Here is a 23,145-nt window from a genome sequence, read left to right as displayed (position 1 = left end):
GCGATTGCATTGTCTGAGACTAAGCGTAGCGGGCTCGCGAGAAACCTCCACACCCCCTTATCAACGGCTTTCGGTGGGTTAAACTTGCCAACCACAAAACAAACAATCATGATTATCATTAACGAATAAAATACTCTCTTGATACATGACGACGCCCAGCACACATTTATTACTCATTGATGACGATCCCGTATTAGGCGAACAACTGAGGAGCCTGCTTAGCCAAAGAGGTTATCGGGTCACGCAGTGCCTGAACGCAGAGGAAGGCTTAATGCGTGTTCAAGTGGGTGATATACACCTGCTGCTACTGGACGTACGTTTACCCGGTATGAGCGGCCACGAACTGTTGGCCGAGCTTCGCCAGCACGCTTCCATGCCGGTCCTCATGCTAAGTGCCTGCGGTGCCGAAGAAGAACGTATTCAAGGATTACAGAATGGTGCCGACGATTATCTGGCGAAGCCCTTCCACCCGCTGGAGTTGACGCTACGCATTGAGGCCCTGCTGCGACGCATCACCCATATGCCACCTGCGTCTAACGCCAGGCACCTGGCCATCGACTCGCTTTGGCTAGATGGCAACGCAGCGTCCCTTCACGTTGCAGGGCATAGCGTTGAACTAACGCCACTCCAATTTCGCCTGCTTTGGTTACTGGCCGACCATAAAGGACAAACACTGAGTAAATCCTATCTATACCAGCGTCTATTCCAACGCGAGCACAGCCCCTATGATCGCAGCCTGGATATGCACATTAGCCGTATCCGTCGCAAGCTGAATAGCGCCGGTTTTGACGCTCGGCGCCTGCAAACCCAGCACGGCAAAGGCTATTGCCTGCAATGAAACAGCGCCTGCTGTGGAAGCTGTGCGGTGTCGTAGCACTGGGCGGTATCGCGCTGGTGCTTAGTACATCGCTGCTGGAAAAGTGGGCCGAGCGTCAAATGAGCGTCATAGCCCCCCATCATCAACGCACCCTTGCCGACTGGGGAACAAAGGCAGAGGCGTTGTACACCGCAGGCGATATGCAGGCACTGGGCGAGTGGCTAGATGCCCTACAAGCGCAGGAGGACACCTGGGCCGCGGTGGTCACCTCCGATGTCACACCGGTCGCAGGGGGAACGCTGTCCGCACAGTTTAAGGAAGGCTACCGCCTGGGGCGGCTGATTGAATGGCCTATTCACCTGTATTTTCCCGACAATCCGATCATGGATATCACTTTTGAGGGGGGCCATCGCCACTTTTTAATCACCCTACCCCAGCGCATGCGCCCGGGGAGCCACCTTGGCCTCGTCATCTGGTGCGTCAACGGGCTCATTCCACTATTGACGCTGGTGGCGATTGGCTGGCTGCTATACCGGCATATCATGGGTCCTTTGCACTACCTGCGAGACGCCACCCAGGCGCTAACCGATGGCAACCCCCACCCCACCACCCACGCTACCCAACGGGACGATGAGCTAGGCGAGCTGGTGAAGCGCTTTGACGGCATGGCGCAGAAAACCCAGGGGACCATTACCCAGCAACGCCAGCTGTTGGCCGATCTTTCCCATGAGATCCGCGCCCCGCTCACGCGGCTAAGCCTGACCATTGATCAAATGCAAGCGCTGCCCATCCCAGTTGCGCACATCAAACGCCTGGAACAAGACAGTCGGCAGATGCGCGAACTGGTCAATGATGCACTGACACTGGCGTGGCTAAGCCATGAAGCGCCCAGGCTGCAACATGATCATTTTGACCTGGTCGATTTACTCGATGCGCTGATCGACGATGTGCGCTTTGAGTATCCCCATCATCAATGGCATGTCGACCTGCCCGACAGCGCACCCCTTCACCACTCAAGCCAGCGGGCGCTGGGCCAGGCGCTTGAAAACCTGCTACGCAATGCCTGTCACTATTGCGGCGAACACGGCACGCTAACGCTTTCGCTTTGCCAATGCGGCCCTCGCTACGCGCTCACCCTGCGCGATAGCGGACCCGGGGTCGCGGAAGAGCAACTCGCGCATTTGTTTACGCCCTTTTTCCGTACCGCAGAAGCCCGCCAGGCCCGCCCCGAAGGCACGGGGCTGGGGTTGGCACTGGCCCGTCGGCAAATCAATGCGGTAGGTGGCCATATCACCACCCAGAATCATCCCCACGGCGGGCTTCAGCACACCATCTCGCTACCCATCAACGGCGCTGAATAGCGTCATTTGTAACAGTTGTAAAAATGCTAGCCAGCGATTGCGACTCAAACGAGAATAATAATCATCTATAAAAATGTCTTTGGGAGCACTTTGTCACTATGCACCACTCCGCCCGATTTTTGCGCCACCCGCTTAGCTTGAGTATTGCGGCCCTTATGAGTGGCACCGCACTGGCTCAACCGGATACATCGCTTGATCCTCTCCAGGTAGTCGCTGAGTCCCTCAACAGCAGTGATAGCGTCGTTGAAGAGGGCACCCTGGAGCGTTATCAAGCCGACGACTTGGGCGACATTTTTGATCAGGATCCGCAGGTTAATGTCGGCGGTGCGCTAGGCATTGCCCAGAAGCTGTATCTGCGCGGTATTGAAGACCCCTTGCTTAACGTGACCATCGACGGTGCCTCGCAAAGTGGCAGCCTGTTCCATCACACTGGGCGGATCGGTGTCGACCCCGCTTTGCTAAAGCGCGTTGAGGTCAGCGCGGGGGCTGGCCGCGCCACCGATGGGCCGGGTGCATTGGGCGGCAGCGTGCGCTTTGTCACCAAAGACCCGGATGACCTGCTGCGCGACGGCGAGCGTTTTGGCGGGCTAATCTCGGCGGGAACCGGCACCAATCCGGAAGGTCACCGGGTCAGCACCACACTGTTTGGCCGTTTCAACGACCAGTGGAGCGCCATGGGGACACTTGTAGACCGCGACCATCAGCGTTTTGAAGACGGCGATGGAAATAAACAAGCCGGGACCGACGCCCAACAGCAACTGGGACAGTTTAAATTACTCGGTGACTTCGCTGCCCAGCGCTTTACGCTGAGTCACGAAATCCGCCAGGACGAAGGCGAACGTACCCAGCGCCCCCAGTGGGTAGTAAGCGGCTTCAACCCGCTTTACGCCTTGGATGGGGAACGCCAGACCAGCACGCTGAATTACCAGCTTCGCCCCGAGGGCCAGGCGTGGCTCGACCTGGAAGCCTCGCTCTACCACACCACGGCTGATGTCGAACAGAATGTTGCCGACCGCTGGGGGCGCTATTTAGGAGAGTCCGAGTCCACCGGTGCCAGTGTTGCCAACACCTCGCGGGTGGGCAGGCATCAGGTGACTTACGGCGTTGATTACCGCGACGACGACGTCACCGCCGGCTACGCGGACAATCCTGAGCAGGAGCACGAAAGCGGCGAAGTGGCGGGCGTATTTGTCCAGGATGACATCACGCTGACCGACCGTTTACGCTTGAGCGCGGGGGCGCGTTACGACCGCTACCGGCTAACCGATAACAGCGGCCTGTCCTATCGCGAAGATGATATAAGCCCCAACCTGGGGGTAGAGTGGGATATCACCGATAACGTGATGGTCAACGCCTCCCACGCCCGCGCCTTCCGTGGCCCCAAAGCCCACGATGCCTTCAAGCTGGAAGGCGCAAGCAATGCCATGGATCTGCGAGGCGAGCAGGCGCGCAATAGCGAAGTGGGCGTGCAGTTTACCCAAGGCCCATGGGAGCTCAACGCCGAAGTTTACCGTTCCACGATTGACGACGTGATTTCCGACCCGCTCGGCGGGCCCATACGCTACGAAAACGTCGGCGACCTGGCCTCTGACGGCTTCATCCTAAGCGCCAATTATCAATGGCAGGCGTTATCAGCAGGGCTCAGCTTCCACCGCAATGATGTCGACCTCAATGGGCAGCCACTTACCGTTTATGAATATAACGGGCTGGGCAATACCATGGGCGATACCTGGACCGCTAACGTGGACTACCAGGTGAATCCCCATTGGCAAGTAGGCTGGCGGAGCCAGTTTGTGGAAGGCATTGACGATCTTGAAACATCGGTGGGCACTATCGACAAACCCGGCTACGGCGTACACGATGCCTATGTTCGCTGGCTTCCCACACGCGATGAGGATTTGGCCATTACGCTTACCGCCAACAACCTGTTTGATAAGCAGTATCTTGACCATGCCAGCAATGCCGATTACCAACATATCCCGGGCTATGAAGGCATTGTCGGACTTGCCGAACCCGGTCGTGATATTCGCCTGGGCGTGAGTCTTCGGTTTTAAGCCTACCGTGAAACGCACAGCGCCCGCCTAAAAATGGCGGGCGCTGCCGTTCAAGCAGGAAAGTACGACTTAAACCGTAAACGCGGCTTCTTGCTGGCCGGTTTTCAGATCACCCGAGCGAGTAAGTTCATCGGTCACGCGGTCGATGGCGCGCTTGGCACGGCCAATCATGTCATCTACTTCGCGACGATTGATGGTCAGCGGCGGCGCGAAGCCAAGAATATCGCCCTGGGGCATGGCGCGGGCAATCAGGTTTTCTTCCATGGCCGCCGCGGCGACTCGTGGGCCGACCTTGAGCGCCGGGTCGAAGTGCAGGCGCTGCTTGGCGTCTGGCGAGAACTCGAGTGCCGCCATCAGGCCAACGCCGCGCACGTCGCCCAGCAGCGGGTGGCCTTCAAAGGTGGCCTTGAGCTGCTGCTGGAAGTAGCCGCCAGTTTCCGCCGCGTTGCCCACCAGGTTTTCACGCTCGATGATCGCCAGGTTGGCAAGCCCGGCGGCACAGCCAAGCGCGTGGCCGGAGTAGGTCCAGCCGTGGCCGATGGGGCCGTATTCGCCGGTGCCCTGCTCGAGCACCTGCCAGACCTTCTCACCAACGATCACGCCGGACAGCGGCTGATAGGCGCTGGTGAGGCCCTTGGCGATGGTGACCAGATCAGGCTTCATATTGTAGTGGTGGCTGCCAAATTCGGAGCCAGTACGGCCAAAGCCACACACCACTTCATCGGCAATCAGCAACACATCGTATTTGGCCAACACCGCTTGGATAGCCTCCCAGTAGCCTTCCGGCGGCGGGACGATACCGCCAGTGCCGAGCACCGGCTCGCCGATAAAGGCGGCCACGGTATCTGGACCTTCTTCCAGAATCATCGCTTCCAGCTTGTCGGCACAAAAAGCGGAGAACTCAAGCTCGGTCATACCGTGCTGCTCGGCCGCCCGCAGGTAATAGTGCGGCGCTTCGGTATGGCGAATGGTATCAATCGGCAGATCGAAGTGGTCGTGAAACGCTTTCAAGCCAGTTAACGAGCCAGAGGCGATGCCGGAACCGTGGTAGCCGCGCATGCGCGAGATGACTTTTTTCTTCTGCGGGCGGCCCAGCACGTTGTTGTAATAACGCACAATCTTGAGCTGGGTTTCGTTGGCGTCCGAGCCGGACATGCCGTAGTACACCTTGGACATGTTCATACCGGCGATTTTCAGAATACGCTCGGATAGCGCAATTTGCGGCTCGTTAGAATGGCCCACGTAGGTATGGTAGTAAGAGAGCTCTAGCGCTTGCTTGTAGATCGCTTCTGCGACTTCGGTGCGACCGTAGCCGATGTTGACGCAGTAAAGCCCGGCGAAGCCATCGATAAATTCGCGCCCGTCCTTATCCACGATGTTAATGCCTTTACCGCCGGTGATCACCCGGCCCGGCGAATCGCCGTGGGCGAAGTCACGCAGGTGGGTAGAGGCGTGGAAAGTGACTTTACGGTCGCGTTCGATCAAATCCTGATGCAAGCTCATAGCGTTCTCTCTTATCAATTAAGGACATATCGCCCGACAAGTCGGACTCCTACAACCCCCATGCTTCAAAGCCATTGTAGGAGCCCAACTCATTGGGCAATTGACGTGTTCGATGCTGTTTATCACCTTGTACACTGGGTGATAACGTCGAGGTTAGCTTCCGGACACCGAACCCAAGGCACCCAGGCAGTAATACTTCGTTTCCAGGTATTCATCGATACCCGTGGCGCCGCCTTCGCGGCCAAGGCCAGACTGTTTCACGCCACCAAACGGCACCGGCGGACCGGTCATTTTTACTGAGTTGACACTGACCATGCCGTATTCCAGTGCGCGCATCAGCTTCCAGATGCGGCGGATATCGTGGGTGTAGATATATGCAGCCAGGCCGTACTCGGTATCGTTGGCCATTTTGATTACTTCATCATCGGTGCTGTAGGCCGTAATACCGGCCACAGGGGCGAAGTTTTCTTCTCGCCACACTTTCATTTGCGGCGTCACACCGGTCAGCAGCACCGGCATAAAGAAGTTCTCGCCGGGCGCCTGGCTTTGATCACCTGCGATCATGGTGGCACCACGTGACACCGCGTCATCGACAATCGCGGCGGCTTTTTCCACCGCCTGGCGATGGATCAGCGGGCCAAGATCAATTTCGCCATGCAGGCCGTTACCCACAGTGAGTGCGGCCATGCGCTCAGTGAACTGTTCGACGAATTCATCGTGAATGGATTCGTGCACCAGAATGCGATTGGCGGCCAGGCAGTCCTGCCCGGCGGTTTGGAACTTGGCGGCCACTGCTGCATAGGCGGCTTCTTTGGGATCCATATCCGGCCCAACGATAAACGGCGCATTGCCACCCAGTTCCAGAGAGAGCCGCTTGACCGTGTTGGCGCTTTGCTCGATTAAAATCCGGCCCACGCGGGTAGAACCGGTGAACGACAGCGCCCGAATACGCGGCTCAGCACACAGGATCTTGGAGACCTCTGCCGGGTCACCCAGCACCACGTTAAAAATGCCTTCAGGAATACCCGCCCGCTCGGCAAGTTCCGCCAGTGCCAGCGCCGAGAACGGCGTTTCATTGGCCGGTTTAACAATCACCGGACAGCCCGCCGCCAATGCCGCAGCGGCTTTGCGGGTAATCATTGCCAGCGGAAAGTTCCACGGGGTAATCATCGCTGCAATCCCCACCGGCTCTTTGATCGTGCCAAGCGACGCGTTGGGGATATGGCTGGGAATAGTTTCGCCGTAGGTGCGCTTGCCCTCTTCGGCAAACCAGCGCACGAAGCTGGCGCCGTACTCCACCTCACCACGGGCGTCGGGAAGCGGCTTGCCCTGCTCCAGCGTCATGATGGTAGCGAGATCTTCCCGGTTGGCTTGAATCAGATCATACCAAGCCAACAGTCGCTCGCAGCGTTCGTCAGCGCGCAGCGCCCGCCAGTTTACGAAAGCGGCTTCAGCGGCATCCACCGCAGCGGTAATCTGTTCGGCTTCCAGCAGCGGAATATGACCAATGGCTTCGTTGGTCGCGGGATCATGCACTGCCTCTTCACGGCCACCTTCACCGTGGGTCCATTTGCCGTTCACGTAGGCGTACTGGCGGAACAGGCGCGGGTCTTCCAGGCGTTTGGCGAGCGTGGTCGATAGTGTGGTCATAGGAACCTCCCCTGGCTGACGCCCACTGAGGGTGACAAACCGTTGTTCGTTTAACATTGAAAACGACGGCCTCGGCCTTCGTGATTCGATGTGTCTAGCCTAGGGGAGATCGCTCACGAAGTGTTTTTGAAAGCGAGGTCATAACGTGCATTTTTTTTGGGAAAGCAGGCTTAAAAGGCCATTTTTTTCTTATGATTTAACCATCATTAAAAAACAATAACACCTACGCCAGCGGGCAAACTATTGCCTAGTGCAAGCAAGTTATTGCCCCTCCCGAGCAATAACTTGCCTATTAAAAACGGTGTGCTTATAAATTTGAAATCGAAATAAAAATCACCTATAAAGCTAACTCTTTAAGGGTCTTCATCATAATTCATTAAGGATAAAGTTATGAGCACTGCCCAGTTCGATAAGATGATCCAAGACTCGCAAGAAAAAGTTAACGCTTCTAAAGAGAAGATATCTTCGATTACTTCGACGATGGAAGCAGCGCGAGAAAAAATCGAGACAGGCGATGAGCTAGGTTTCGACATCGAGAATGCCACCCTTGACGACGTTCAAGCCCATTCAGAGCTAATGAACGCGAATATTGCCGAGCTTATCATGGGCTTGGACGATACGACGGCGACTTTCTCAAAAGACTTCGATGAAATGCGCTCTAAGTCGGGCTGGGAGAGCTTCGTTGGTTTTTTCAGCAAAGGAAAATCTGAGTCGCTACGTCAAGAGCGAATTCGTAGCGCTAATATCGACGATAAACTCCAAGATCTGATTTCAAAATCAGACATTATCGTTACACTTCTTCAGGACCAGTTGGAAACACTGAAAGAGCAGCAAGACAAGGTTCAACAAAACCTATCGGCAACGCTGGATGATCGAGAAGCAACGGTACAAGAGCTGGAAGCGGTACGCGCTGAACTACTGGAACTCGATCCAGGTATTGTTGAGCTGGAGAATAAAATCTCCGTGGAACAGGATGCGACTGCCAGGACGCGCCTCGAAACTGAATTGGCGGCCATGAATGAAAAATACAATTCGCTGGTGCAATTAGAGCAGGTCAAGATCGCAAAATCTCAGACCCTTGAACGGTATGTTGAAAAGGGCAAAACCTGGGTTGATAGCTTGCAGAATCAGGCTGCTACCCAAATGGTATTGATCAACAAGCTGCAGACAGATACCCAGCAGCGCGTCGTGCTTTACGATGCTTTGACAAAGTCACTCAAAACCGCCCAGCAGCAGGAAGTTGCTCACCGCATCAACGAAATCGGGGTCGAAACTGATAAGGAAGCCCAAACCGCGATGGCAGGCATTGGTGCGGCTACGAACAAACGCATGGCCGACATGATGGAAGCACATGAAGACAGCATGGTATTTGCGCGCGACATTATTGAGAAAAAAGCCAAGGCTGATGAGCGCTTTGCTCGGCGTTTCTCAACCATCGTAGAAAAACACGATAAAAACCTTTATGGCGGCTGACCTCGCTACCCCTTTTCCGGTTGCTAAATAGCGATCAATTAACACATCAGATGCTTTACTCATCCACTGTGTTGATTGGCGCTCGTGGTCAATAAAAGGACGATCGAGAGCAGCCCAGCTCTCGGCAGGGACACCCAATGACTGAGCTTAGCCGCGACCATACTGACTTGGCAGACCCCTTTGCCTCACGCCGCTATTTTCGTAAGTTCGAAGATATTATCCATTATCTGTCTAGAACGGCAGTCACACTGCACTCAGAAGGCAAACTTACCAAATCCAGTGCCAAGGTCCTGACAGAGTATCTTGTTCGACTGAACCATACCTTTAAAGCATTGAGCATGAAATACCTGCTCGTCGGCAACGAGCAAAGCCCTCTGCTGGGCAGTTTAACTATGGACAAACGGGATAGTGGATTTCCTGTAGCCTCAGAGCTGTTAACCATGAGCAACGACGTTCATCAAGCAGCCCTGCATCTTGCCAACTCACCTTCCGCGAAGGCTTTAAAGAAGCAGATGCTTCACACCATCCTCACTGAGCGACAAACACCAAGCAAACTACAGTTTGCGCTATCGCAACGCTTATATTACGAGGCGCTGATAAAAGGCGACTTGTTTTGGGCACAAAACGATCCAACTCTCATCGAGCAGGGCACGAGCGAGACCGGACGCCGCCAGTTTCTGATCCACTGGGCGGTTTACGACTCTCAAATCAACCTGCCCGTCATCTACTTGGTAGAATTAGAAGATAGTGGCAGAACCCCTTTGCTTGAGGATCAGAGCCGCTGGCCACAGGTACAGGCACACCTAATGTCGCAATCACTTGTGGGGTTGAAGCTACTGACCATTGCACAAGGCTTCGATAAGGATTTTCGCGACCTACACCCCAAACAGCTGTCTCGCTACCACATTGGCCCAATGTACTCATCGGCTTATACCGAGCAGTCGGGTCCGCTACGCCAAGTGCTTGAGCAAGCAGCAAGCCAAGAGGGTCAGGATTGGGCGCTCGCCTGGACATGCGAGCAATTAACCAGCGAACAAGTACGTGAAGAGCGCGCTGGATGGTTCAGCAAAGTGGAACGAGAGGTCTTCGCGCTGGATCCTTTTGGCAGCCGCGGGGCAGATACCGGCGCCTCGCACACACAACGCGCCATCATACTGCCACAGCACCCCTTTCAAGTGCTTACTGAACTTGATCCCCCCGGCTTTTTGGATGTGCGCAAATTTGTGGTCAGCCCCAAGGGCCAAGTATTGAGTTTCTAAGGTCCAGTTCAGTACACCAAATTTACCTGATAAATGCTCACCGCTTAAGCAGCATCAATGAGCACCAAAGGTAGCGGAGCAATGTCATTGGGGCTGGATAGCCCTACATACGAGGATGTCATGAGTTTTACTAGCGACCAGATGGAACTGCGCGAAGAGGATATTCGCAAGCATTACGGCACTGCCACCGCCATGCTGGAAGGCATTGACCATACGCCACGGCTAGCCAAACCTGAAGCTTCAGGACAACCAACCGCGCCAGAGCGCTCACCCGGCATCAGTCAGACACGCCGTTTACGCTCTACCACTCCGGGTTTGGTGACCCGTTCAACCGCTCGACCTGAAGGCGTCCATTTGCGCGCCCGTATTGAAGCGTTTGAAACAGACGACCCGCTTGTCTCGCCACTCCAAGCCACAGCGCTTCACCAACTCCGACGGGCATTGGCCATTGCATTGGCGGTTGGCGAAGTTTATGCAACCTCATCCGGGCTTGCCGAGCTGAAACGGGCTAATTTAGCAGGTACGTTGAATACGGAGCGCAAAGCTGAATTCACCCAGCTACTGGCAGGTGAAGCGCTCACCGTCGTGCATGTCTTTGCCAATGCTACCGCTTTCCTGATAGCGCCTCATACTAGCGACGCCACCGTCGAAATTGGCGAGGTAGCCGAGCTATTGACCGATAATGCGTCGCTTGCTCTGAATGGCGTGCTATGGGAAATCGACCAAAAGCTTGCGTGCCATGCCAGCAATGAGAGCCAATTAACAGCAACGCTTAGCGCCTTCGCCGAACAATGCATGGAAAAAGTCGCGCTGCGCGCGCAAAGCGCTCCAAGGCTTTCACCCTTTAGCGACGCCGTTTGGCGCATAGAGGCTGACGATCTGACACTGCGGGGATTCGAGCCGGCCACCAAAGCAAAGTCCCCAACGCTGACCATGGCCTTCAAAAAACCGCATGAGGTAGTGGGCAACCACATAGCCAAGTATCAGTCTCTGCGGCTCGCCAAAATGCTGATGGCTTACGATTTCGAGCGACGCTTAAATCCTTTCGCGGAAATGGGCGGTTTCATCTTCACGTTTATGGGCGACGGCAAGCCAGGAACGGGTAAAACCACCTTGATTCAAATGATGGCGGGCCTCCTGCACGACTACTGCCAAGTGGCCGGCTATCCATTTCGTTATCAGAACTTCGGCATCGACAACATAGATAGCTACCAGGGCAAGTCTGGTCAAAACGCCAAAGCGTTTATCAGCAACCTGATGGACCCAGGCGTTATCGGCTTCGGCACCGTTGATGATATCGATCAGATTGCAGGCAAGCGGGGGGACCGCCAGTCTTCGGCGGGGCAGCAGGAGGTTACCGCCGTGCTGATGGATGCCTTCGCGGGTGCCAATACGGTTGTCCGCGGCAACTGTACTTTCGGTATGTTCTCCAACTATCCCGAAAACGTCGATGATGCCTTGCGGCAGCGTTCGGGCGCACGTTTTTTGGTCGATGGGCCGCAAACACGAGAAGATTACATTGACGTTCTCCACCTGCTGCTAGGTAAAAACCACCAGATTCCTTTGGGCGAGCATGACCTTTACGCCGCTCAGGAAATCCAGAAGGCGGTAGCTCAATCTTTTCAATCACATAGCCGTCCCCAGGAGGAGACCTTACTGGCGGTGTTTGATCGCGTCCACTCTCAAATAGGTGAACTTGATACCGTCGCCAAGCTCGGCACTTACTTGAAAGCAATTCAGCAGGCCGACGAACGGTTCACCGGGCGTGCTATTAAAAACATCACCGATGCAGTCAAGGTGCGCTCGATGGACTTCGAGCTACCAGATGAGTGGATGGAAAACCCAGAGCTATTTCTGTTTAAGGATTACGTTACTAAATCCAACATGATTGACGAACTGAAAGTGCCCATCACCACAGATATGGTGCTACAGGAGATTAACCGCTACGCCGACAGTGAGTTCCGCTATGCGGGTAAATCCGATGCCGCCGCCATCGAAAGCATGGTTCGCGATTTAGGCCTTCAGGAAGCCGCGCGTAAGCGTTACCTGGAGGGGCAGAAAACATGAAACGCTTGATTGAAAAGGGGCTGATGTTTGGCAACCTCTTTCATGTCGGCTCTCAGGCACTGGTCGAGCGCTATGGCCGTGCGTTGCTGCACCTAACGGGGAAATCCACCTCCCTGCGCGAGTTTCATATCGACATCTCCGGCTACTCACCGGAGATTGGTGATGAGCTTGAGGATCACTACTACTTGAACCATGGCGGCGTTAATCGACAGTTCATTCTTCTCACGGTTGAACAAAAGTATTGCCCTTTGCTAAACGCCCAATTTTCCACTAACCGGGACATCTTGCGGCGGTTTATTGATGCCAATGAACAGCAACTTTTTGCTCTCACGGCCACCGATGCTGTGGCGGGAGAGCTGGAAAACTCGGTATTGGGCGTCGATGTGCCTGAGCAGCTGTTTGATATTCGCCGCATTATTGTCGAAGCCGACACGACTACGGGGACCATCGCAGAAGCGGCACGCTTAGAGACGCTTATCGAGCGCTTCATGGAGGAAGAAGATAGCTGGTTTGATAGTCATTTAATCGATGACATGGTCGAGACCGTCAAACGCACCGGCGATATTTCGCGCAATCCAGTACGCCTGGCACATGAGGTATTTGAGCAAAAGAACTTCTGGACGTCGCATTTTGGTGGCCTCTACCTCTTTCAGGATATAGGCAGCTCGGCATTGATCGCCAGCAACGAAAAGCCGCTAGGAAAGTTCCCTGTCAAACAGACACTCAGCCTAGATGAACGTAAAAAGATAGGCCTGTTTTTACAAGAAAATAAACTCGCCGAACCGATTATCAAAGGGCGGAGCGATCAAGAAGTCGATATTCTTCGTCAGAAAACGACGTTCATACTGGCTGATACCTTGACGGATAAAGGGGTGGACGTAACCGGCCTCTCCTATAGCGACATGCGACGTCGCGCCTCACGGTATGCAAACGAACTGCCCGATGAGTACGACGGACTAGCGGCCATGCTGCGATGGGCAGAGACACGCGGCGCCAAACCCAGAATCGAGATGGAGCATCCCAGCTATTTCTACCTGCTGCGTGCCACAAATACGGCTAACCGAGATCTAGTCAATATGCTATTGGCGGAGCTATCGCCTCTCGATACCCGCCAGTTATTTATCTGCCATAAAAACGAATTCTATCGCCGATACCGTACGTGGCCAGAGGCGAAAAAAGCCTACTGCAGTGACTTTCTTTCACGCGAGTATGCGACTGATAAAGCAGGCGCACGCGCTTACCTGTTCGGCGCAGAATCGGTGTGAGCCGTTGTGTGATTGGCAGCCAATAACACCACCCAAAAGCTCAGCGGAGGAGCCCCCATTGCTTCCCTTCATGCGACTCGTTCTGACGTTCGTTGTGACGCTTTTCATTCTATACAACGCGCTCGCAGCCTATATGCGTTGCAGTCAACGCTTGGCGTTACAAAAGCGCTGGAAGCGTGAAGCTCCGCTGCTTAGCCGAAACGCTTTTATACGACAAGGTTTGCAGCAATATGACCGCTCACTGCGGCGCAAGTTGATTCACTTGGTCTACGTTACGCCGCCGAGTGCCGTCTTGCTTATCCTCTACGTCACCAATTACATGTGAGGCGACCCCAATGGTCTATGTGAAATGGTTTTTATTGATTTTTTTCTGGACGCTGTTCGGGGCGTTTTTACACTACAGCTTACCCAAGTACGATGTCGTGCGTATTGTTAATACTCACGAGGAACGTATCGATCTGGATGACTGGACACGTATCTTCTGGTCTGACCCAACCGCCCAATCGAAGCGATTGATGAACCGTGACGTGCAATTCATCCAGGGTATCCGTGGCAATGGTCGCACCATTGTTTATCGCAATGAGGATACCGGCTGGGGCTGGCCCCCCTATTTCAAATTCGATACCGCCAATCTTTATACCGAGGCCAGCGACCTGGTCTCCACAAAAGCAGACCCTCAGTGGGTCGCCATCAAGTATTTTGGTTGGAGGAGTATCTTCTTTTCCATTTTCCCCAACGCCATTTCAATTACGCCCGTCGACGGACCTGAGGAAAAGCCCTTCAACTGGTTCACAACATTATTTCTGATTACACTTGGGACCGCCTCAGGGTACGGTTATTACCGCTGGCGACGCTTTCGTCGCGAACGTCTATCGCCCGTTTTTGAAGAGGTTGGCGATAATTTAAATGCCGCAGGCGATGCCTTTTCCAGGAAACGTAACCGCTTTCAAGCATGGCTTGATACCTGGAAGACAAAAAAACGTTAGGCAAGATCAATCGCTAAATTTACGCAAAATCGTCAGTATCAATGCCAATGGACACACGCTTAACGGTTTTGGTGACAATATAGGTAAAGTAGCGTTCGATACCCGCATCAGAGACCAGCCATTTATCCATCAGTCGCTGGTAGCTATCGATGGTGCGGGTTTCGAACTTCACCAGGTAATCCACACCGCCGCCTACCGCAACACACTCAGTAACTTCTGGGGTTTGCATGACCAGCGCTTCAAAGCGGGTGAAGCTGTAGGCGTTGTGCTGTTTAAGCTCAATCTGCACCCAGACGGGGTTGCGTGGCACCAGCACCTCGGCGTCGATGCGTGCACTGTAACCCTGGATGACCCCGGCTTTTTCCAGCCGTTTTACCCGCTCCCAGCAAGGGCTGACCGAGAGGTTAATTGCCTCAGCCAGTTTCGACTTGGTGATCCGCCCATCGCGGGAGAGAATGTCGAGGATTTTCAGGTCATAACGGTCAAGTTTCATCATGCCAAATGTCACGCCTCCAGGCGTTCAACAACATCGGCAACCACCGCCAGGGTGTCCCCCATATTGATTAACGAGGGCGCGCGGCGAGCCATCAAGACGCCATCTCGCTCCGCTTTATAGGCCACAGGCGCCGTACCGCTGCGGGTCATGTCGTATACATAGGCAATGGTCTGGCCTTTCTTGACTTCGTCACCCAGCGCCACCAGCAGTTCGAGCACGCCAGAATGCTGGCTCTGTACGTAACAGCTGGCGTCGGGCATATCGAGGTATACCTGACCGCCTGCGGGCATTTCCACCTCGCCTTCCACTAGGCCGTAATGGACTAAAAAGTTGCGCACGCCTCGCTCTGTGATGGCGATGCTTTGGGGCGTGGAGGTGCCACCTCCGCCAAGCTCAGTGGCCACAAACACCTTACCCTGCCGTTCGCAGGCGGTATCGAAGAGTTTTTCGGCATCCAATTCAAACATCACCATGGCGTAGGGGGCGCCAAAGGCTTTCGCGCCTTCCAAAGCGGCTTGCTGCTGGGCTTTGTCATCCAGCACGTGGGACGCACCAAACGGCAGAATATCCAACGTGCGGCCACCGGAGTGCAGGTCGAGCACCACATCGCTCATCGGCACCAACACGCGGGTAAAGTAGTCGGCAATTTGCGAGGTAACGCTGCCGTTAGGGTCGCCGGGGAAGCTCCGATTGAGGTTGCCTTTATCCAATGGCGAGGTGCGTTTACCGGCCATCACCGCTGGCGTATTCATACAGGGCACAATAATCACCCGTCCTGTGACGTCTTGCGCTTTAAGCGTCGAAGATAGCTTCAACAGTGAGGTAATGCCCTCGTACTCGTCGCCATGGTTGCCACCCGTGAGCAGTGCCGTGGGGCCTTCACCGTTTTTGACCACGGTGACCGGGATCATCACCGCACCCCAGGCGGATTCATCAGTGGAGATAGGTAACTTTAAAAAGCCGTGCTGCACGCCATCAGCGTCTAAGTCCACGGTGGCCGAAATCGGACTGGGCCTTTGTTGGCTGGAGGGAATCGTCATGGTGTCTTCCTTTTACTTAACAAACAGCTGGCGTGGAAAGTTGGCCAGCGTTTCGCAGCCGCTCTCGGTGATTAAGATGCTTTCGGTAATTTCCAGGCCCCAGTCCTCCACCCATAAGCCGGGCATAAAATGAAATGTCATGCCGGGCCGCAGAACGGTGTCATCCGAGGGGCGCAGGCTCATGGTGCGCTCACCCCAATCGGGGGGATAGGAAAGCCCGATCGAATAGCCACAACGGGCGCCACCACGGTCAAAACCATATTTATCCATGGCAGCACCCAGCGCCATGGCAATATCCGCCGTGCGGTTGCCCGGCTTGGCCACCGCCAACCCGTTATCAATGCCTTCGAGCAGCGCCGACTCTGCACGGATAAAATCCATTGGCGGCTTACCCAGAAATACCGTACGCGACATTGGCGCGTGATAGCGCTTAAATACCCCGGCAATCTCAAAAAACGTGCCTTCGCCTTCACGAAACGGGGTATCGTCCCAGGTTAAGTGCGGCGCAGCGGCGTCTTTGCCGGTGGGCAACATGGGCACAATGGCAGGGTAATCCCCCCCAAACACTTTGCCGTTTTCATCGACAAAGCCTTCAATGCCCACGCGGTATATCTCTGACACCAGCTTGCTTTTGGGTAGGCCGGGCTCAATGACTTCCAGAATACGTGTATGCATGCCTTCCACAATTTTGGCGGCCGTGCGCATATAGCTGATTTCTTGCGGTGATTTAATCGACCGGCACCAGTTCACCAGAGCGTTGGCATCCATAAAACGCGCATGGGGCAGCTCGTGCAGCAGACTCTGGTAGGCTTTGGCGGAAAAATAATAGTTATCCATTTCCATGCCGACAACGCCTGTATGCCAGCCGCGGTCGGGCATGATCGACTGGGCCAGATACTCCATCGGGTGCATGTCCGGATTCTGCACATAATAATCCGGATAGTAGGTGATGTTATCAGGGTCGATCCAGCAGGTGCGCAGCGCGCCATTGGCGTCCATACGGCGGCCAAACCACACCGGCTCACCCTCTAAGCCCACCAAAACGCACTGGTGCACATAAAACGACCAACCGTCGTAACCGGTAAGCCACGCCATATTTGAGGGATCACTGACGATCAATACGTCAATGCCCCGACCGGCCATTTCAGCACGCACCTTCCAGAGGCGGTTAGCATACTCTTCACGGGTGAAGGGCAGGGAAACCTGAGTCATCGGGCAATTCGCCATTAAAGATCACTAAGAACCAGCGCTGCTTTTATCATTAAGCGGCGCTGGGCCGCAGGATCGACCTGGCCACCGCCACAGTAGGCCCGCCAATGTCGTCTTGAGCCGATACTAGCACTCACCCTTGGTTGCCGGTCAAAGCCTTTATGACAAAATGTGCATACGGCAGCATAATTTGCACTAAGCAAGTCGACCACGGCGTTCATCGCTTATCATGATAGCCTGAGAGAAAGATCCGCTAGCGAGAGAAGCCGTCATGAAGATTGTTGTGCATATTGATGAAGCCGAGCAGTGGCAAAAGGCGTTGGCTGATGCCTTCCCCGAGGCCCAGGTGCTGACCAGTAGCGCGCCAGCCGAGGAGCGACAGAACGCCGATTACCTCGCCGTCTGGAAAGCCCCTGCGCACTTGATCAAGGAACAAACTCAGCTAAAAGGCATTATCAACCTCGGTGCGGGGGTCGACTACCTGCTTAAAACCCCTGGCCTGCCAACTGACGTGCCCATCGTAAAGCTGCGCGATGCAGGGATGGGCGAGCTAATGGCGGATTATGTGCTGTACGGGGTACTGCATTTTTACCGCAGCATGGACCGCTATGCGCAACAGCAGCAAAGCGCCACTTGGCAACCCCAGGCGGTGGTCGAAAAATCCCAGTGGCCGGTGGGGATACTCGGTTTGGGTTCGATTGGCCGCTATGTGGCCAATGCACTTAACCAGGCAGGATTCCCGGTCCTCGGCTGGAGCCGTTCGCCTAAACATATCGCTGGTGTGCAGTGTTACCATGGTGATGACGGGCTTAGCGAGTTACTTGGCCAAGTGCAAACGATCGTGACGATTCTGCCCGATACTTCAGAAACCCAGCATATTTTAAACGCCGAACGACTTGCCCAATTACCGCCGGGTGCCAGCGTTATTAACCCTGGCCGGGGAAGCTTAATTGATGAGCAGGCACTGCTAGAAGCGCTAGGTAAAGGCAACCAATTGAGCCATATCCGCGGTGCATTGCTTGACGTCTTCGAAGAAGAGCCGCTACCCGGTGATCATCCGTTGTGGCAGCACCCCAAAGTTATTATCACGCCGCATATGGCAGCCCCCACGCCACTCGGCGCCGCCATCGACCAAGTCATTGCTTACGTGCATGCCTTTGAAGCAGGGGATTCCGTGACGACCATCGACCCCGAGGCGGGGTACTGAGCGCTGAAACACTCGGATTGGCATCTTGTTCATACCGATAAGGGATTATTAACCTATTGGAAACGAAGGAGAAACGCTTCATGACGTCCTCCCTCCATTATCAACGCCATGACGCGCTGTTGGTGGTCGATATGCAACGCGATTTTTGCGAAGGGGGCGCCCTTGCGATTAACGGCGGTAGCGCCCTGGTGCCCGGCATCAACGCCGAAATCGCCACAGCCCTAAACGCTGGTGCCAGCGTAGTAGCTTCCCGCGACTGGCATCCAGTGGACCATATCAGCTTTACCCACCGAGGCGGGCCCTGGCCGGTCCACTGCGTTCAGGATACCCCGGGGGCTGCATTTCACCCCGACCTCACGCTGCCTGACGAGGTCATTCGCGTCAGCAAAGCCACGGCGTTTAATGCCGATGCCTACTCGGCGTTCGATGGCACTGGGCTTGGCGATTATTTACGCGAAAAAGGCATCAAGCGTGTTGTGGTTTGCGGCCTGGCGCTGGATGTATGTGTCCACGCCACAGTACTTGAAGCCTGCAGAGAAGGCTTTACCACCCTGCTATTAGCAACGTTATCCGCCGCAGTCGACCCTGACGCGATCGAGCGTTGTTGCAATGAGATGCAGGACGCTGGGGCCGGGGTACGCGCATGAATGAACCGTTATCGTTGAGCGTTGCAGACGACGAGTTGGCGCTATTAACCGACCTTTATCAACTAACCATGACTCAGGCGTACTGGAAAGAAGGGGTGCATGAGACGCCCGCCACCTTCAGCCTGTTTTTCCGCAAGCTCCCCTCATCGCGTCGGTTTATCCTCGCCTGCGGCCAGCAGCACGCGGCGGCTACGCTTAGCCAACTGCGCTTTAACGATACGGCGATTAAAAAACTCGCCTCGACCGGGCGCTTTGAGGACGATTTTCTGAGCTGGCTGTCGAACTGGCGCTTTTCGGGGGACATCTGGGCCGTACCCGAAGGAACGCCGCTTTTCCCGCATCAGCCGCTGCTTGAAGTAGACGCCCCCATCGCCGAGGCACAGCTGCTTGAGAGTCTGGTCATGAACCTGGTGCAAGTGGAAACGGTGCTCGCTTCCAAGGCCGCTCGTATCGTGTGGGCGGCAGGAGGTCGGCCGGTAGTGGATTTTGGTATGCGGCGCGTACACGGTATTGACGCCGCCGTGCGTGGCGTCCGTGCCTACAAAACCGCCGGACTAAGCGGCACCAGTAATGTGCTCGGCGGGCTGCGTCATGACTTACCTCTAAATGGCACCATGGCGCACAGCTATATTCTTGCCCATGACGATGAGCCATCGGCATTTCGTGCATTCGCTGGTCACTATCCCAACACCACGTTACTGGTCGACACCTACGATACGCTACAGGGCGTCAGGCATGTGATTGATATGCTGCGCGAAACACCAAACTTATCGGTTGGCGCCGTTCGCCTCGATTCCGGCGATCTCGGTACTCTTGCCAAGAGTGCCCGCGCGTTACTTGACGACGCCGGTTTCACCACCATCAAGATTATTGCCAGTAGCGGCTTGGATGAACATGGCATTGCCGAGCTTATTGCCCAGGACGCGCCGATCGATGCCTTTGGTGTCGGCACCCAAATGGGCGTGTCGGCAGATGCGCCGGTGATCGACCTCTCGTATAAACTGGTCGAATACGCTGGAAAGCCGCGGGCTAAACACTCTCCCGGCAAGCTTAACCTGCCGACACGCAAGCAGGTATACCGTCACCAGGATGCTGCTGGGCAGTATATCGGCGACACGATTGCTCAGCGCGATGAAACCGGCATCCCCGGAGAAGCCCTGCTACGTCCGGTGGTTCAACACGGTGTCGTCGTCCCCGATGCGATGGCGCAAACACAACAGGCGACTTCTCGCGTTGCGGATGCATTACCTCGCTTCCCTGCCTCAGTGACAGCAATAGAGAAAGGCGAAAGCGATTATCCAGTGAAGCTGAGTGACGCCCTGAAACACCTATCGTCCACGGTATGATAGCGCTACGCTATTCAATTGGCTGGACCACCGCTTGTCAGGGAGACTCACTATGCGATGCGCCCTATCTCAATATCGTCACTACCCGCGATGCGTTGTCGCTGCGACAACACTTTGCCTTACAGGACTCATCGTATCCGATGCCAGTGCGTCCAGTACGGCACTCACCGCGCCGCAACCCTTCGAGGCCAAGTACCGCTTGAGCGTGAGTGGTTGGCCAAGTGCCACTATTACCCACCACTTAAGTAAGGCGGATAGCCACTGGCGTAGCGATATGCGCTTCTCAATTGCGGTCGTTAGTGGCGAGGAGCGCAGCCGTTTCAGCGTCGCGGACGACAGCACCCGCGCGCTGCTCTATAACAGCCGCTACTCGTTGTTTGGCATCGGCAACGACTACCAGCTAAGGGAAAGCGAGCTTACAACACTTGACCGGCAAACCGCCCTATTCGATCTTTCCCGCCGCGCGGGCAAGGAAAACTGCAGCGAAGAGGCGCCTTGCGATCTTCGCTTCCTCGACCACGAAGGGGAAGAGGAACACTACCAGTATTATGTGGATAGCCAAGCACCGATCAGTGTTCCTGCCGGTGAGTTTGACGCACTGAATGTGGTCATGCTGAATACAGAAAAAAGTAATCGCGAGCTTCACTTAAGCTTTCATCCAGACTGGCCTGGGCTTGTGCTATCGGCTCAATACATCAAAAATGGCGAGCGTGAAACGCAGATTGCCTTGACCGAATTCAACCCAGACGGGGGCGCAACGCCTTAAATGCTTTCTGGATTACTGATTGTCCTGCTCCCGCTGCTGGTGGGTTACTTGGTGCGGGTTCCCTCGTTACGCTGGCAGCAACGTATCAACCATGCCGTTAATAGTGCCGTTTACATCATCCTACTGCTGATGGGCATCAGCCTTGCTGGACTTGAGAATCTTACTAGCCAACTTTCCAAGTTGGGCGGCAACGCCCTGCTGCTATTTAGCATTACCACGCTGTTTAACTTAACAGCGCTGTGGTGGCTATCGCGCCGCGTGGCTCTTAAGGCGGGTAATTCACCGGTGGTAAAAGATGCCCCTACTAGCAAGCTCGCCGCGATGCAAGGCTCGCTGCTGTTGGTCGCCGTGGTAGCCGGCGGCGTTATGTTCGGACTGCTGGCTGGCCCTCACCTGGGTGAAGCGCTGTTCACGACGGCGGACTTGTTGGCTGAATGGGTACTGTATTGCCTCTTGGCGCTGATCGGCTGCCAGCTGCGCAACTCGGGCATGCCGCTCAAGCAGATTCTGCTCAACCGCCTGGGGCTGGCGATTGCCGTCACGCTGGCGCTCAGCTCCCTGCTGGCAGGTCTACTGGCCGCCCCGCTACTCTCGCTAAGCTGGAATGAAGGCCTCGCCATGGCCGCAGGCTTTGGCTGGTACTCGCTTTCGGCCATTCTGATCGGCGACCAGCTAGGCCCGCTAATGGGCGGTGTGGCGTTTTTCAACGACCTGACCCGCGAGCTGCTGGCATTCATCCTGATACCGCTGGTCATTCATCGCCACACGGCATTGGCGATTGGCTATGGCGGTGCCACTTCAATGGACTTCACCCTGCCCGTGATTCAACAGCACGGCGGCGTGGCCTGCGTGCCCATCGCCGTGGTCAGCGGGTTTATTCTCTCGTTACTATCCCCGCCGTTGATTCTGTTTTTTCTGTCGCTGTCGGGTTAGCCATACCCGACAATCATTGATCAGTATGACAGCACTCCCCCCTTACCGCGCTTTTCAGACAATGTCGCAGTGCAAGACCCGATAGCCCGCGGCCAAGTAGAACGGTGAGCTTTGCCAGGGCGGCTTCCAGCGTAATATCGCCGCCCGCGATAACACCGGCCTGATTGAGCGCGGCACCGGTGGCGTAGGCGCCCTGCACCACCTCACCCTGGGCACACTGCGTCACGTTTAGCAGCGCGACGCCACGCTCGTTGGCCGCTTTCAGGGCGTCAAGCAGCTCGCCTGCAAAGCTGGGCGGGTTGCCAACGCCGTAGCTGTAAAGCACCAGGCCTTTAAGACTCTCATCAGCCAGCAACGCCTTGGCACGGCGCAGCGACATCCCCGGATGCAGCGGCAGTACCGCGACCGCCTCGTCGTCCACCGTGATAGGGGCGAAGTTCGGTATACCGCTCAGCAACGCTGAGGGCTGGGGAAACCTTACGCTGATGCCTAGCTCCGCTAGCCAAGGGAAGTTGGGTGAGTCGAAGGCATCCAGGCCTTGAGTGCGCACCTTGCGCGCTCGGTTACCGCGCAGCAGCCGGTCGTGAAAGGCCAGGCTTACTTCGCAAGGTGTCGCGGCATGCGCCGCCAGCTGCAGCGCGCTGACGACATTATTCAGCGCGTCACTGCGGGGCTCACCCAGTGGAATTTGGGAGCCGGTGAAGATCACCGGCTTGTTCAGCGCACCGAGCATAAACGACAGCGCCGCGGCGCTGTACACCATGGTATCGGTGCCGTGGAGCACCACAAACGCATCGTAGTGCTGCCAATGGCTTTCCAGTAGCGCCACTAGGCGGTTCCAGGCCTCGGGCATTAGCTCAGCGCTATCCATCAGCGGCTGCATTTCAATCACATCAAACGCCGGCAGCCGATAAGGATCGCCCAGGGCCAAGTGCGCGGCCAGGCGTTCGGCCAGCCCCGCGCAGGGCACGTAGCCTTGTGGCGATGGCTGCATACCCACCGTCCCGCCGGTATACAGCATCAGTACGCGGGGCATGGACTCTCCTTGCCTTATCGTTACAACCTG

At 55.6% G+C, this 23,145-nt stretch carries 19 protein-coding genes; 13 read left to right on the top strand and 6 right to left on the bottom strand.

All coding sequences use genetic code 11. From position 1 onward, the window contains the following. Positions 1-145 precede the first annotated feature (145 nt). The 3 genes from GA0071314_RS04110 to GA0071314_RS04100 all read left to right on the top strand — a co-directional run bounded on the left by GA0071314_RS04110 (position 146) and on the right by GA0071314_RS04100 (position 4,232). A complete protein-coding gene (locus tag GA0071314_RS04110) occupies positions 146-838 on the top strand; it encodes a response regulator transcription factor (protein ID WP_074395442.1) in 693 nt (230 codons plus the stop codon). Further along, positions 835-2,178, top strand: a complete 1,344-nt coding sequence (locus GA0071314_RS04105) for a sensor histidine kinase (protein WP_074395441.1) — start codon at positions 835-837, stop codon at positions 2,176-2,178. Before GA0071314_RS04110 ends, GA0071314_RS04105 begins: the two co-directional genes overlap by 4 nt. A gap of 155 nt (positions 2,179-2,333) precedes the next feature. Continuing rightward, positions 2,334-4,232 (top strand): TonB-dependent receptor domain-containing protein, encoded by a 1,899-nt coding sequence (locus GA0071314_RS04100; protein WP_197668826.1) that lies wholly within the window; start codon positions 2,334-2,336, stop codon positions 4,230-4,232. A gap of 69 nt (positions 4,233-4,301) precedes the next feature. Here GA0071314_RS04100 and GA0071314_RS04095 read toward each other — a convergent pair whose 3' ends face one another. Continuing rightward, complete coding sequence (locus GA0071314_RS04095) at positions 4,302-5,735, bottom strand: aminotransferase (RefSeq protein WP_074395439.1); 1,434 nt, start codon at positions 5,733-5,735, stop codon at positions 4,302-4,304. Positions 5,736-5,888: 153 nt separating this feature from the next. Continuing rightward, positions 5,889-7,385: an NAD-dependent succinate-semialdehyde dehydrogenase gene (locus GA0071314_RS04090; RefSeq protein WP_074395438.1), complete on the bottom strand. Its 1,497-nt coding sequence runs from the start codon at positions 7,383-7,385 to the stop codon at positions 5,889-5,891. 390 nt (positions 7,386-7,775) lie between these two features. Here GA0071314_RS04090 and GA0071314_RS04085 point away from each other — a divergent pair, with 390 nt between their 5' ends. The 5 genes from GA0071314_RS04085 (at position 7,776) to GA0071314_RS04060 (ending at position 14,435) form a co-directional block, all read left to right on the top strand. Next, the gene (locus GA0071314_RS04085; protein WP_074395437.1) at positions 7,776-8,858 is read left to right on the top strand and encodes a hypothetical protein; all 1,083 of its coding nucleotides are present in this window, start codon (positions 7,776-7,778) and stop codon (positions 8,856-8,858) included. 167 nt (positions 8,859-9,025) lie between these two features. Continuing rightward, positions 9,026-10,117, top strand: coding sequence for a hypothetical protein (locus GA0071314_RS04080; RefSeq protein WP_197668825.1), 1,092 nt, complete (start codon positions 9,026-9,028; stop codon positions 10,115-10,117). Between the two features lie 57 nt (positions 10,118-10,174). After that, the gene (locus tag GA0071314_RS04075; protein ID WP_231896508.1) at positions 10,175-12,184 is read left to right on the top strand and encodes an AAA family ATPase; all 2,010 of its coding nucleotides are present in this window, start codon (positions 10,175-10,177) and stop codon (positions 12,182-12,184) included. After that, positions 12,181-13,449, top strand: coding sequence for a DUF6638 family protein (locus tag GA0071314_RS04070; protein ID WP_074395434.1), 1,269 nt, complete (start codon positions 12,181-12,183; stop codon positions 13,447-13,449). Before GA0071314_RS04075 ends, GA0071314_RS04070 begins: the two co-directional genes overlap by 4 nt. Positions 13,450-13,784: 335 nt before the next feature. After that, on the top strand, positions 13,785-14,435 hold the full coding sequence (locus tag GA0071314_RS04060; protein WP_074395432.1) for a DUF1523 family protein: 651 nt from the start codon (positions 13,785-13,787) through the stop codon (positions 14,433-14,435). Between the two features lie 19 nt (positions 14,436-14,454). Here the strand turns inward: GA0071314_RS04060 and GA0071314_RS04055 are convergent, their stop codons facing one another. The 3 genes from GA0071314_RS04055 to doeA are packed head-to-tail and all read right to left on the bottom strand — an operon-like array spanning position 14,455 to position 17,183. Continuing rightward, on the bottom strand, positions 14,455-14,931 hold the full coding sequence (locus tag GA0071314_RS04055; RefSeq protein ID WP_074395431.1) for an Lrp/AsnC family transcriptional regulator: 477 nt from the start codon (positions 14,929-14,931) through the stop codon (positions 14,455-14,457). Between the two features lie 8 nt (positions 14,932-14,939). Beyond that, entirely contained in the window at positions 14,940-15,971 is a 1,032-nt protein-coding gene (gene doeB, locus GA0071314_RS04050) for a N(2)-acetyl-L-2,4-diaminobutanoate deacetylase DoeB (protein ID WP_074395430.1), read from the bottom strand. Positions 15,972-15,983: 12 nt separating this feature from the next. Then, on the bottom strand, positions 15,984-17,183 hold the full coding sequence (gene doeA, locus GA0071314_RS04045) for an ectoine hydrolase DoeA (protein WP_074395429.1): 1,200 nt from the start codon (positions 17,181-17,183) through the stop codon (positions 15,984-15,986). Positions 17,184-17,451: 268 nt separating this feature from the next. Here doeA and GA0071314_RS04040 point away from each other — a divergent pair, with 268 nt between their 5' ends. The 5 genes from GA0071314_RS04040 (at position 17,452) to GA0071314_RS04020 (ending at position 22,079) form a co-directional block, all read left to right on the top strand. Then, on the top strand, positions 17,452-18,387 hold the full coding sequence (locus tag GA0071314_RS04040) for a 2-hydroxyacid dehydrogenase (RefSeq protein ID WP_074395428.1): 936 nt from the start codon (positions 17,452-17,454) through the stop codon (positions 18,385-18,387). An 80-nt stretch (positions 18,388-18,467) separates the two neighbouring features. Then, the gene (locus GA0071314_RS04035) at positions 18,468-19,034 is read left to right on the top strand and encodes a nicotinamidase (RefSeq protein WP_074395427.1); all 567 of its coding nucleotides are present in this window, start codon (positions 18,468-18,470) and stop codon (positions 19,032-19,034) included. Continuing rightward, positions 19,031-20,380, top strand: coding sequence for a nicotinate phosphoribosyltransferase (locus tag GA0071314_RS04030; protein ID WP_074395426.1), 1,350 nt, complete (start codon positions 19,031-19,033; stop codon positions 20,378-20,380). The genes GA0071314_RS04035 and GA0071314_RS04030 overlap by 4 nt, the downstream gene beginning before the upstream one ends. A 52-nt stretch (positions 20,381-20,432) precedes the next feature. Further along, positions 20,433-21,146: a hypothetical protein gene (locus GA0071314_RS04025; RefSeq protein WP_074395425.1), complete on the top strand. Its 714-nt coding sequence runs from the start codon at positions 20,433-20,435 to the stop codon at positions 21,144-21,146. Then, positions 21,147-22,079: a lysine exporter LysO family protein gene (locus GA0071314_RS04020; RefSeq protein WP_074395424.1), complete on the top strand. Its 933-nt coding sequence runs from the start codon at positions 21,147-21,149 to the stop codon at positions 22,077-22,079. It abuts the gene before it with no gap. 13 nt (positions 22,080-22,092) lie between these two features. Here the strand turns inward: GA0071314_RS04020 and GA0071314_RS04015 are convergent, their stop codons facing one another. Beyond that, positions 22,093-23,115: an asparaginase domain-containing protein gene (locus GA0071314_RS04015; protein ID WP_074395423.1), complete on the bottom strand. Its 1,023-nt coding sequence runs from the start codon at positions 23,113-23,115 to the stop codon at positions 22,093-22,095. Between the last annotated feature and the right edge of the window lie 30 nt (positions 23,116-23,145).

It is taken from the genome of Halomonas sp. HL-93, from assembly GCF_900086985.1.
Classification (GTDB): Bacteria; Pseudomonadota; Gammaproteobacteria; order Pseudomonadales; family Halomonadaceae; genus Vreelandella.
Note: the sequence above shows the minus strand (reverse complement) of the source record. Positions and strands in the feature narration are given on the sequence as shown.